Here is a 12,625-nt window from a genome sequence, read left to right on the forward strand (position 1 = left end):
TGTAAGGAATATGATTTAAAGGAAGGGTGGTGTAAAGCTTACATGGATAGTATGAAAAAATTTATAGCTTACTATAAGCCATACAAAAATTTATTTTTTGCAGATATGTTTTGTGCATTCATATTATCTGGAATAGATCTTGTGTTTCCATTGGCGGTAAGATATCTTATCAATGATGTATATATACTTAAAGATTCAGATAAAATTATTCATGCTGTATTATATATAGGAATGGGGCTATTCTTTTTATATATTATAAGGTATTTTTGTCAGTATTTCATAACTTCTTGGGGTCATATTATGGGGGCTAGAATGGAAGCGGATATGAGATATGATATTTTTGATCATCTACAGAAATTATCTTTTTCTTATTATGATGAACAAAACACAGGAAAGCTTATGTCAAGAATCGTTACAGATCTTTTTGATATATCAGAACTTGCTCATCACGGACCAGAAGATTTATTTATTTCAATACTTAAAATAACCGGGTCTTTTATTATATTGCTAAATATTAATTCTAAGATTAGTTTGATTCTTTTATTTTTTACCTTTGTCATGTTGTATTTTTCATATTTTTACAACAAAAAAATGCGAAAAGTATTTAGAAAGAATAGACAAAAAATAGCAAATGTGAATGCTCAAATACAAGATAGTCTTTCAGGAATAAGAGTGGTAAAATCCTTTGCCAATGAGGACATGGAAAAATTAAAATTTAGTAAAGGAAATCAATCATTTCTAGAAACAAAAGAAGACAGTTACTTTATCATGGGTAGATTTTTCAGTGGTAATAACTTCTTTCAAGGATTATTATATCTTTCTGTGATCCTTTCAGGGGGAATATTCATATCTTTAGGGTCTTTGCAAACTTCTGATTTGATTGTTTATATTTTATATATTAATATCTTCTTAAAGCCACTAGAAAAGCTTATTAATTTCACAGAACAATTTCAAAAAGGGATTACAGGTTTTGAAAGATTTTTAGAAATCATCAATACCCACCCGGATATAGAGGATTATAAAGATGCCATAGATGATATAAACCCTAAGGGGAATATTTTATTGGATAATGTATCTTTTAGCTACAATGAAAAACATAATGTTTTAAAGAATATCCATATAAAAATTCCAGCCGGAAAAACCGTTGCTCTTGTAGGTCCTTCAGGGGGAGGAAAAACTACCCTTTGTAGCCTTATACCAAGATTTTATGAAATTAGTGATGGATCCATAACGATAGATAGAATAGACATTAAAAATATAAAATTGAAAGTTTTAAGAAATAACATAGGAATCGTTCAACAAGATGTTTATATATTTTCCGGAACCATAAAGGAAAATATAGCTTATGGAAAAGTAAAAGCTACAGATGAAGAAATTATTCAATCTGCTAAAAAAGCAAATATTCATGATTTTATCATGACCCTTGAGGATAGATATGATACTTATGTTGGAGAAAGAGGCGTTAAACTATCAGGAGGACAAAAACAAAGAATTTCTATTGCACGAGTATTCCTCAAAAATCCTCCAATACTCATTTTAGACGAAGCAACATCTGCATTAGATAATGAAAGTGAAAAGTTTATACAAAAATCTTTAGAAGATTTATCAAAGAATAGAACCACGTTAGTGATTGCTCATAGACTAAGTACTATTAAAAATGCAGATGAAATTATTGTTCTTACAGATGAGGGAATCAATGAAAAAGGAACCCATAGTCAGCTGATAGAAAAAAATGGTGTATATGCCCATCTTTATAATATGCAATTTGAATAAGGGTGCTTGGCTGTTCAGTTGTTTCGTTTAAATATAATAGAGAATGAAAAAGATAGAGTACTTCTAAGGGGAGGAAATATCTTTTTGTTTATTCAAGTCTGATCCCCTGTTTAAAAAAACAACTTGCAAATATTTAATATGTATGATAAACTTTAAAAGTTAGTTTATTATTTAGATGAATATGGGTAGTGTATCACCAAATAATTTTTCACAATAATCTTATCATTATTTTCAAAATTATTCCAAAGATGCTTTTCATCCAGTATCTAAGATCACAAAAACTTAGATATCTTTCTTCTTTTATACTGAAAATCCTTAATTGTATTTGAATGATTTAGTAAAAGTAGATTTATTCTATTCTTAAATTTCCTATAAAAAGTATTTAAATGAACCATTGAATAATTAAAAATCACAGATTTTTTCTACAATATGACCTGTTGTGCTCTAGCAATAGATATACATATTTTACGGAAAATAGATAAGTTTTAATTATAAAATGTACTTAAATAACTGATTATTTACTAACATATGATTTTTATGTTAGTTTTTTTGTTTTGCAATAGATGCCATGCAATAGAAAGAGACACAGGAACAGATGGATTGTTCCTTGAATCAGATAGCCTTTTAAGATGATGAAATAATACTCGAACAAAAAAATTAAAGGAGATGTTTTAATGACACAAAGTATAATATTTACCCTTATAGGGGTGTTTTTAATAACAGCGTTTACAAATGTTTTAGGAACATTAAAAACCATATTGATATCAAAAAAAATTATGAATCCTGTATATATCTTGGTATTTGTAGATGCCATGATTTTTGCAACAGTTGTTGCGAAGATGACCAGTTCAAAAGGAATTCATTTTACAATTGCCTATGCATTAGGGAAAACCATGGGGGTTTTTATCGGAGGTAAGTTTGAAGAACGTTTAGCCCTAGGGATTTTGGAAGTAGATGTATTTTTAAAGGATAAGAATAAAATGATTCAAATTGCAGAAAAGCTTAGAGAAGCAGGCTATACAGTCAATAATTTTCTAGCAAGAGGAATGAATGGAGACAGAAGGTACAAAGTTGAAGTGGTGATTAAGAGAAAAGAATTCAAAGTACTTGAGGATATTATGGATACATGTGGTGTGCATAATCCAACCCTAAAAATTAAAAATCTTAATAAAGTAAATGGGAAAATTACTACAACAAGAATAAAAACAGTTTAATCTGAGGACCAGGTTAGGATAGGCGTAGGTATGATCCTTTTCGTCTTTTTATTTTATAAAAGCCACAAAAAGGAAGGAACTAAATTACTTTTATCAAAAACTATATAATGGAGAGAACACTAAAAAGGGGGTCCTACAATGAAAGGGTATTTAAATGAAATAATTGATAGGAAAGGAACAAATTCTATGAAATGGGATAAAGCGTTTCTAAAAAAGCAGTTTGGTCGGGGGGATCTACTACCTTTATGGGTTGCAGATATGGATTTTAAATGTCCTCAATCTGTAATCCATGCTATTATTAAAAGAGCTGAACATGGCATTTTTGGTTATAGTTTTAGAGATGATTCCTATGATGAAGCCGTGGTTAGTTGGAATAAAAAAAGACATAATTGGGAGATCCATAAAGATTGGATTGTGTTTACTCCTGGTGTAGTACCTGCATTAAATTATTTAATACAAGCATTCTGTTTGCCAGGAGATAAAGTTATCATCCAAGATCCTGTGTATTATCCCTTTAGAAAAGCTATAATCGACAATGGATGTCAAGTGGTATACAATTCATTAAAAATGGAAAATGGATATTATAGGATGGATTTTGATGATTTAGAGGAAAAGGTGAAAGATTCATCTGTAAAGTTTTTGATTTTATGTAGTCCCCATAATCCTGTAGGGCGTGTTTGGGAAAAAGAAGAATTGGTACGATTAGGAAAAATATGTATCAAAAACAATGTAATGATTGTTGCTGATGAGATTCATTCAGATTTAATACTAAAAGGGCATAAACATATACCATTTGCAAGCATTTCAGAAGAATTTGCTCAAAATTCTATTATCTGTACAGCTCCTAGTAAAACATTCAATCTTGCTGGTCTTCAGATGTCTAATATAATTATTGCTAATGAAAAATTACGTACATGTTTTAAAAAAGTATTAACGAGAAATCATGTTGAACTTAGCAATACTTTTGGAATTGTAGCATTAACCGCTGCATATAAGGAAGGGGAAGAATGGCTAGAGGATGTTTTAGATTATTTAGGATCTAATGTAGATTTTATTGAACAATTTGTAAAAGAAAAAATGCCCCAGGTGAAATTCATCAGACCCCAGGGAACGTATTTAGGATGGCTAGATTTTAGAGATATGACTAAGAATAAAAAAGAACTTGAAGATATTTTCATCAACAAAGCAAAAGTGGCATTAGATGCAGGATATTGGTTCGGAAAAGATGGAGAAGGCTTTGCAAGGATTAATTTTGCATGTCCACAAAAAACATTAGAAGAAGCACTTAATAGAATAGAGAGGGCTATTTATGAGTAAGCACTATAGGACAAAGAAGAAGTTTTTTGAAATAGGAATTTTATAGAAATGACATTGACATATACAAACATTTGTGCTATAATTTGGATACGGGAAGTAATAACTATGAATAGCTTGTGTGCGAGGTATAGTATGTAAAAATCATTTCATTTTTGTAGACTATATTCAAGTGTACGACAAAAAAGTGAAAATAGTTATGAAAACTAAGTAACTATAGAACTGGGGCTTGTTCAGGATCTATTTCTAATAGGTGATGAGCTATACTACTAAGGTGGTATAATGTGAGCAATTATGCGAAACGTAAGCACTCTAACTCTTGATTTATAAATAATGAGTTAGAGTGCTTTTTGTATGAAAAAACGAGTAGCTAAATGAGTGTGTTCTGAATAATTTCAGAATACGCAACAAATATAATTTAAGAGGAGGAGATTAACTGAATGAGTCGGAATATTCATAGTATTCAAAAATTACATAACAGGAATTTTCAAAAATTTGGATTAGACATGAATTTATTTGTGTCCATTGTATCAGCAATTTTAGTTTTGGGATTTTCAATTTTTACGATTGTGAACCCAGATGGATCAGCGACCCTTTTTGGTGGAGTAAAAACTTATATTACTACACATTTTAATTGGGTGTTTGTATTAACGATTAATTTTATATTTGTATTTACCATTTTTTTAGGGGCATCAGATTTTGGGAAGATTAAATTAGGTGGATCGAAAGCAAAACCTGAATTCTCAAATTTTTCTTGGTATTCTATGTTGTTTAGTGCAGGAATCGGAATTGCAATCTTTTTCTATGGGATTGCAGAGCCTATTTATCACATGCAAAACCTGCCAGAGGCATTGACGGGGAAAAATAAAGTGATTGATGCTTTTAAGATTATGTACTTACATTGGGGATTTGCCCCGTGGGCTGTATACTCTCTCTCTGCTATTGCATTAGGTTACTTTGCCTATAATAAGAAGTTACCCCTTTCTTTAAGAAGTATATTCTATCCAATATTTAAAGATAAAATCTTTGGTTTACTTGGAGATGTCATCGATACATTAGCTGTATTGTCCGTATTGTTTGGATTAGCAACCTCATTAGGTCTAGGAGCTAAGCAAATCAACTCAGGAATGAATTATATCTTTGGAATTTCTATGAATGGAACCATACAAATTGTACTCATTGCTATTATTACATTTATTGCAACTTTATCAGTAGTAAGTGGTGTTTCTAAAGGAATCAAGATTCTTAGTGAAGCAAATTTCTTTATATCAGGTGCATTTTTGTTTTTGATCTTATTGATCGGACCAACCGGTTATATAATTTCAACATATTTTACAAGCGTAGGTACTTATGTGAAAGAGTTTTTCTATATTTCATTATTTACAGGTGTGTCAGAAGCTGATATGGCATGGCAGGGTGGATGGACTATATTTTACTGGGCTTGGTGGGTATCTTGGACACCATTTGTAGGAACATTTATTGCAAGAATCTCTAAAGGAAGAACGATTCGTGAAATTGCATTTGGAACGATTTTCTGTTCTTCACTTATTATTTTCTTTGCCATGACGATTTTAGGAGCTACAGGTGTATATCTTAATGAAATCCATAACAATGTAATCGTTAAGGCTGTTAACGCTAACATAGCTACTGCACTATTTGAAATGATTGCAAATCTTATGGAGTCAAGTATCTTACAAAGTATTCTCTCCTTTGTGGGGATGACTGCTGTAATTCTGTTCTTTGTTACTAGTAGTGATTCGGGTTCATTAGTAGTTGATAATCTTACAAGTGGAGGGAAAATTGATTCTCCTAAGACACAAAGAGTTTTCTGGGCAGTTATGGAAGGTCTTATAGCTGCATCTGTTTTAATGTTAGGGGGAACAAGAGCACTTACTACATTACAATCTGCTGTTATTGCTACAGGATTACCTTTTAGCATACTTATGCTAATGATGTGTTATTCCTTATATGTAGAATTGAAAAAAGAAATTGAAAAGCATAAAAAGTATCAATTAACACAATTAAAAACAAAACTCGATAAGATTGCTTAAGGCTAAAGTAGGGTGCCTGACTGTTCAACTTTTTAGTTTAAAAATAATAGAGAATGAAGAGAAGATAGAGTACTTCGTAAAGGAGGAAATATCTTTTTTTTGTTTTTAATAGCTCTAACAATTAAAAAAGGAGGAAAACCATATTTTTTATCGAAAAATGTATAATCGGGAGAATAGTAATTATATATAGCATGGAGAGATTGATTATAGAAGAATAAATATAAAAAAATCAAATGATAATGGGAGTTTAAAAATAATAGAAAGAGGTGAGTTTATAATATAAATTTTTAGGAGCTACTTAAATAAAAGATCAGAATAATGGATAGGATTGGGGAGAAATCGATGAAGAAATTAAAAACAAAAGGAACAAAGCATTCTATAAAGTTTAAATTAGTGACTATACCACTTATATTACTTCTCATTGCTATTTTAGGCATCGGAAGTGTCTCATCCTATATTATGCGAGATAATTTACTCCATCAAATGAAAAAAGATGGGGTAGGAATGGTTGCTCAAATTGTGAAGGAAATAGAAAAAAATACTATTTTTTTGCAAAGAATGAATGAAGAGATTAATGAGGATATAAAAGAGAGTGGAAATGTAGTTCGATCTAATCAAAATCAATTAAGCAATAGTTTATTAAAACAGATTGCAAAAGATTTAGAAGTAGACGAAATCAATGTTTTTGATAAAAAAGGAGAAATTGTATATTCAAATCTTGAGGAAAATATGGGATTTGTGGCTTCAAAAGAACATGCTCTATTTACATTTTTAAAAGGTACAAATGATTTTTCTACAGAAAAAATAAGAAAAAGTACTGTATCAGAGGATTATTATAAATATGGGTATGTAAAAAGTAGCAATGGAGGGGTTGTTCAAGTTGGAATTCTTGCCAATGAAATCCATGAATTATCTGATAAATTTAGTTATCAAAAGCTTGTGGAAGAATTAGGAAAAGATGAAAATATTGTTTATACACTTTTTATGGATAAAAATTTAAAAGCTATTGCCCATAGTAACAAAGATCGAATAGGGATAGAACTTACAGATGAAGGAAGTAAAACAGCAGCAGTAGAGGGAAAAGCGTATACTTCAGAGTATTTTTATGAAGAGGAAAATGTGAAGGTATATGATGTTGTACTGCCTGTTGTTATAGATGGAGAACATATTGGCGCTATTGATGTAGGACTATCCATGGAAAAAATATATTTATCCATTAAACATAATATAGTAGTCATTATTTCTATAGGAATTTTATGTTTTATCCTCATTGGTGCTATACTATTTTCAATATCTAATAATATGGTAAAGACACTCCATGTATTCAAAGAGGATTTGAACTTGATTGCAGAAGGGGATTTTACAAAAGAGATGGATAAAAAGCATCTACAAAGAAAAGATGAACTAGGCCAAATGGCAAATGCTCTAGAACATATGAAAAAGCCTATAAGGGGTATTATTACAAACATCAAACAACAATCCACACAAGTAATGACCAATGGAGACGTTTTAGCTGCAACCTCAGAAGAAATGTCAGCATCGTCTCAAGAACTGGCTACAACTATGCAACAGGTAGCAGAAGGTGCATCTAGCCAAGCAGAAGACCTAACAGAGATGCTAAATTTATTAATGGCATTGACAAGTAACATGGAAAATGTAAATAAAGGACTTCAAAATGTAAAAGAAGAAACAGAAAATGCTCAAAGCAAGGCCAATAGTGGTGAACAGGAAATGGATACACTGGAAAAGTCCATAGATGAAATCCAACAAGCTTTTGGACTTGTTGCTAAAAAAGTAGAAATTCTTACCCATTCGGTAAAGGAAATAAGTAGTATAACCGAAATGATTTCTGCCATATCAGAACAGACAAATCTTTTAGCACTGAATGCAGCTATCGAAGCAGCAAGGGCAGGAGAACATGGTAAAGGCTTTGCTGTAGTTGCAGAAGAAGTTAGAAAGCTAGCAGAAGAATCAAAGCACTTCACAGAAAAAATCGTATTTTTAGTCTCTTCCATCACAAAGGATACAGAGGAAGTGATGGATACCTCTAAAAATGTAGAACAATCTGTTGAAGAACAGGCTAAATCCATTGAAAATACAGTGAAATCATTTAAAGATATATTAGAATCTGTAGAAAATATTACCCCTCTTATGAAAAAAACATATGATGCTATGGAGAAAATCGAAAAATCAAAAGAGGTTGTCATGGCAAGAGTTGAACAAGTAAGTGCAATAACAGAAGAAAATTCAGCAGCTACACAAGAAGTTGCTGCGTCATCAGAAGAGCTAACGGCATCCTCAGAAGAAGTGGCTGCAACTGCTCAGACTTTAAATGAAATTGCTATGGATTTAACGAAAACAGTAGAACGGTTTAAAGTATAAAGGAATAGGTTCATTGTCCTAAAGATTGATTTTTAACATGTATATTCTGTATGGATAGATGATAAAAATCTTTTAAAAAATAGTTTCTAAAATGGATAATATTGATGAAAGAAGATAGAGTACTTCTGAGAGAAGGAAATATCTTCTTTTTATTTTTTATAAGAGATTCTAAAAATTAAGGGGGAGATAGGAAAATTTTAGTGTATTTACTTTAAAAAGCATAAAAATACAGTTGTAAAATCATAGAAAATATAGTAAAATGTTCAAAAGAGGTGATTATTCTGAATATTATAAAAAGAATAACAAATAAAACACACCAATTAAGCAATAAACAAAAAGTAATTGCAAACTATTTGATTCAAAATAAAGATAAGGTTGGCTTTATGATCTTAAAAGAGATGAGTGAACATATAGGCGTTTCGGAGGTAACCATCTTAAATTTCTGTAAAAGTATAGGACTAGATTCGTTTACTGAGATGAAAAAGCAATTTCAAGAATTGATTAAAAAAGAGCTTCATGTTCCCAACAAAATGAAGTCATCCCTAGAAGAATTTGATAATGTACATGATATTTTTAATAGTACCATTCAAATACAAAAGTTAAATTTAGAAAAAATGATCTACAATAATACCATAGATACCTTACAGGCGGTTTGTCAATCCATAGAAAAAGCAAGAACTGTATATATATGCGGTTCTGGTGTATCGAAAATAATTGCTGATTACTTAAATCATCGGTTAAGGCTTATCAATATTGATAGCAGAGTATTAGAAATCAGTGATATGGCATTAGTCAGTAGAGAATTGACAGGAGCTACTGAGGAGGATTATTTTATTTTAATATCATTTCCTATTTATTCACATCTTGTTATAAACCTATCAAGATATTTGACAGAAAAAAGTTATCCTTATGTGGCACTGACAGATCATAGTGAATCTCCTATAGCTATTCATGCAAAAAACGTATTAACATGCAATTATGATTCTTTGGTTTTTTATAATTTTATTTCAGCTGCTATTTGTTTGGTTGAATTAATGCTTGTGATTCTTTGTTTTAATATGAAGGATAGAATGATGATCAATTTAAAGGCATTAGAAGAAGTTCAAAGATCTTTATTAAAAGAGATTTACTATAATGAATAGGTTTGCAAAAATAAAGGATTCAATGTCCTAGTTAGGGCAAAAAAATAATAAAGGGGGATCATTCATGAAGAAAAAGACACTCGTATTTGTATTAATACTCTCACTAGTGGTTTCATTATTAGGGGGATGTGGTGAAAGTACCAATACGACAAGTGGGGAAAAAGAGAACAATGAGGTAAAAGAAGTGGTCATTGGATTAGCAGGGGATGCTTATTCACTAGATCCATATCCTTTAAATGAGACCATTACCAATGCAATCAATCATCACTTATTTGACGGACTCATCGCTGCTGATAAAAATTTACAACCAGAAGCAGCTTTAGCAGAGTCTTGGGATGTATCAGAAGATGCAAAAATATGGACCTTTCATTTAAGAAAAAATGTAAAATTCCACAATGGCAATGAATTTAATGCAGATGATGTACTTTATACCTTTGAAAGATCAAAGGAGGAAATGTCAGCTTTTAAGTATTGTTTAGCTACTGTAGAAAGTTATAAAAAAATAGATCCTTATACAGTAGAAATCATTACAAAAGCTCCAAATGCATTACTTCTTTCCCATCTTAGGGATTTGATGATCCTAGATAAGGAAAGCTGTGATGGTCAAACAGACGAATGGATTGCCCTTAATCCAAATGGTACAGGCAGATATAAGTTTGTAGAGCATGTAAGAGGAGATAAAATAGTCTTTGAAAGAAATGATGATTTCTGGGGAGAGCTTCCACAAGCTACAAAAGTAACCTTTAAACCTATTACCAATGAAGGGACTCGAACTGCAAATATGATTTCAGGTGCTGTGGATTTGATTGTGGATGTTCCAGTACGTGATGTAGAAATGATCAAAAAGAAAGAGACGATTCAAATTGCTTCTCAGCCAAGCTTAAGAGTGATTTATTTAAACCTAGCTGGTTGGACAGATCATCCAAGTAAAGATGCAAAAATATCTTTAAAATCACCAGATGGTTCTAATCCTTTTAAAGATATAAAGGTAAGAGAGGCCATGTATCGAGCAATCAATGAAGAAGAAATTATAGAAAAGATTATGAATGGATATGCAGACCTTGCTACAACCTATATTCCTGAAGGATTTAACGGATACAATAAAGAGATTAAGAGATTAGGATATGATCCTGAGCTTGCAGAAAAATTATTAGATGAAGCAGGTTATAAAAGACAAGAGGATGGATATAGATTTGAAGTGACATTAGATGCTTCAAATGACAGATACATAAACGATGGAGAAATTGCAACAGCAGTGGCGTCTTATTTTGAAAAAGTAGGGATAAAAGTAAATCTAAATTTGATGTCTAGAACCATATTCTTTAAATACATTAGTGGATCTAATAGAGAAGGAGATAATACTCACCTATGTATGACTGGCTGGGCAGATAGTGGTGGGGAAAGTGCCCTTATGGGATTAGACTTAGTATATAGTATGTCACAGGATGGATATATAAAAGATGGTTATGGTGGTGTAAATAGAGGTTATTATCAAAATGAAGAAGTAGATGGGTTGGTTGATCAGGCTATAGCAACAGCAGATCCTGCTAAGAGGGATGAAATTATGCAACAAGTATGGAAGGTTGCCTCTGATGATATATCCTATATTCCGCTACATTTCCAAAAGGATATCTATGCCCACAGTAAAAAAATCAAATATCACCCAAGAAAAAACAACTATGTTTATGCTTGGGATGTAGAGTTTGTAGACTAAAGTCTAGGGGAGGAAGTGATTCCTTCCCTTTATTCAAAATGGAGGGGATAGCGTGCTGAGATATTTAGTATCAAGGTTTTCACAGCTTATTATCGTATTATTAGCAGTATCCATTTTAGTCTTTGCTTTTACGTCTGTTATGGGAAATCCTGTGTATTTGATGGTTAGAGAAAATGCTACAGAAGCAGAGATTCAAGCGGCAATAGAGTATTTAGGATTAGATAAGCCTTTGCCTGTACAATATGGCATATTTATAAAAAATTCTTTAAAAGGAGATTTTGGTAAATCCTATATGTATCATCAATCTGCATTAAAGCTTATTGCAGAGAGATTTCCAGCTACCTTAGAGATTGTAATTGTTGCCATGCTCATAGCGGGAATTTTGGCAATTCCTTTAGGAGTATATGCAGGTGCTTATCCTAAAAAATATTTTAGTAAGGTGGTCATGACCTTATCTATTGCAGGGATATCATTACCATCCTTTTGGATTGGTATGGTGATGATCTTTATATTTAGTCTTTCCTTAGGGGTATTACCTGTATCTGGTAGAGGAGATGTAGGTGTGCTCTTAGGAATAAAAACAAGTCTTGCTACTATGAGTGGATGGAAACATGTTATTTTGCCAGCAATAACCCTAGCATTAGGAAGTATGGCAACGATCCTTCGCTTAACTCGTGCAGGTATGCAAGAAAATATGCGTCAAGACTATGTGAGATTTGCAAGGGCGAAAGGGGTTCCTATGAAAAAGGTATTATTTGGTCATGCCTTAAAAAATACATTGATTCCAGTTGTTACAATATTTGGACTACAGATTGGTACCTTGATTGCTTTTACAACCATTACAGAGACCATATTTGCATGGCCTGGTATGGGAAAACTGATTATAGATGCTATTAATAGTGCAGATCGACCTATTATTGCAGCATACATATTGTTTGTAGCAGTTATGTTTGTTTTTATCAACTTCATTGTAGATATCATCTATACAATGGTAGACCCACGAATTGATTTGAAATAATGAAAAGGTAGGTGAGA

The 12,625-nt window shown here is 31.7% G+C and carries 8 protein-coding genes; all 8 read left to right on the forward strand.

The window, feature by feature from the left end; genetic code table 11:
* Nucleotides 1-42: 42 nt before the first annotated feature.
* The 8 genes from K7H06_RS02475 (at nucleotide 43) to K7H06_RS02510 (ending at nucleotide 12,608) form a co-directional block, all read left to right on the forward strand.
* Nucleotides 43-1,773, forward strand: a complete 1,731-nt coding sequence (locus K7H06_RS02475) for an ABC transporter ATP-binding protein (protein ID WP_223038405.1) — start codon at nucleotides 43-45, stop codon at nucleotides 1,771-1,773.
* Between the two features lie 674 nt (nucleotides 1,774-2,447).
* The gene (locus tag K7H06_RS02480) at nucleotides 2,448-2,987 is read left to right on the forward strand and encodes a DUF5698 domain-containing protein (protein WP_223038406.1); all 540 of its coding nucleotides are present in this window, start codon (nucleotides 2,448-2,450) and stop codon (nucleotides 2,985-2,987) included.
* A gap of 138 nt (nucleotides 2,988-3,125) precedes the next feature.
* Nucleotides 3,126-4,304, forward strand: a complete 1,179-nt coding sequence (locus tag K7H06_RS02485; protein ID WP_223038407.1) for a MalY/PatB family protein — start codon at nucleotides 3,126-3,128, stop codon at nucleotides 4,302-4,304.
* A gap of 437 nt (nucleotides 4,305-4,741) precedes the next feature.
* The gene (locus K7H06_RS02490; protein ID WP_223038408.1) at nucleotides 4,742-6,352 is read left to right on the forward strand and encodes a BCCT family transporter; all 1,611 of its coding nucleotides are present in this window, start codon (nucleotides 4,742-4,744) and stop codon (nucleotides 6,350-6,352) included.
* Between the two features lie 342 nt (nucleotides 6,353-6,694).
* Nucleotides 6,695-8,734, forward strand: a complete 2,040-nt coding sequence (locus K7H06_RS02495; RefSeq protein ID WP_223038409.1) for a methyl-accepting chemotaxis protein — start codon at nucleotides 6,695-6,697, stop codon at nucleotides 8,732-8,734.
* Between the two features lie 272 nt (nucleotides 8,735-9,006).
* On the forward strand, nucleotides 9,007-9,876 hold the full coding sequence (locus tag K7H06_RS02500) for a MurR/RpiR family transcriptional regulator (RefSeq protein WP_223038410.1): 870 nt from the start codon (nucleotides 9,007-9,009) through the stop codon (nucleotides 9,874-9,876).
* A 64-nt stretch (nucleotides 9,877-9,940) separates the two neighbouring features.
* Nucleotides 9,941-11,590, forward strand: coding sequence for an ABC transporter substrate-binding protein (locus tag K7H06_RS02505; RefSeq protein ID WP_223038411.1), 1,650 nt, complete (start codon nucleotides 9,941-9,943; stop codon nucleotides 11,588-11,590).
* Between the two features lie 52 nt (nucleotides 11,591-11,642).
* A complete protein-coding gene (locus K7H06_RS02510) occupies nucleotides 11,643-12,608 on the forward strand; it encodes an ABC transporter permease (RefSeq protein WP_223038412.1) in 966 nt (321 codons plus the stop codon).
* Nucleotides 12,609-12,625: the final 17 nt, after the last annotated feature.

Source organism: Crassaminicella profunda (assembly GCF_019884785.1).
In the GTDB taxonomy this organism is placed as follows: Bacteria; Bacillota; Clostridia; order Peptostreptococcales; family Thermotaleaceae; genus Crassaminicella; species Crassaminicella profunda.

What these genes read in the sequence shown, in the direction of transcription:
- K7H06_RS02485 (WP_223038407.1), top strand. Translation starts at nt 3,126, where the DNA reads ATGAAAGGGTATTTAAATGAAATAATTGATAGGAAAGGAACAAATTCT.
- K7H06_RS02475 (WP_223038405.1), top strand. Translation starts at nt 43, where the DNA reads ATGGATAGTATGAAAAAATTTATAGCTTACTATAAGCCATACAAAAAT.
- K7H06_RS02480 (WP_223038406.1), top strand. Translation starts at nt 2,448, where the DNA reads ATGACACAAAGTATAATATTTACCCTTATAGGGGTGTTTTTAATAACA.
- K7H06_RS02490 (WP_223038408.1), top strand. Translation starts at nt 4,742, where the DNA reads ATGAGTCGGAATATTCATAGTATTCAAAAATTACATAACAGGAATTTT.
- K7H06_RS02495 (WP_223038409.1), top strand. Translation starts at nt 6,695, where the DNA reads ATGAAGAAATTAAAAACAAAAGGAACAAAGCATTCTATAAAGTTTAAA.
- K7H06_RS02505 (WP_223038411.1), top strand. Translation starts at nt 9,941, where the DNA reads ATGAAGAAAAAGACACTCGTATTTGTATTAATACTCTCACTAGTGGTT.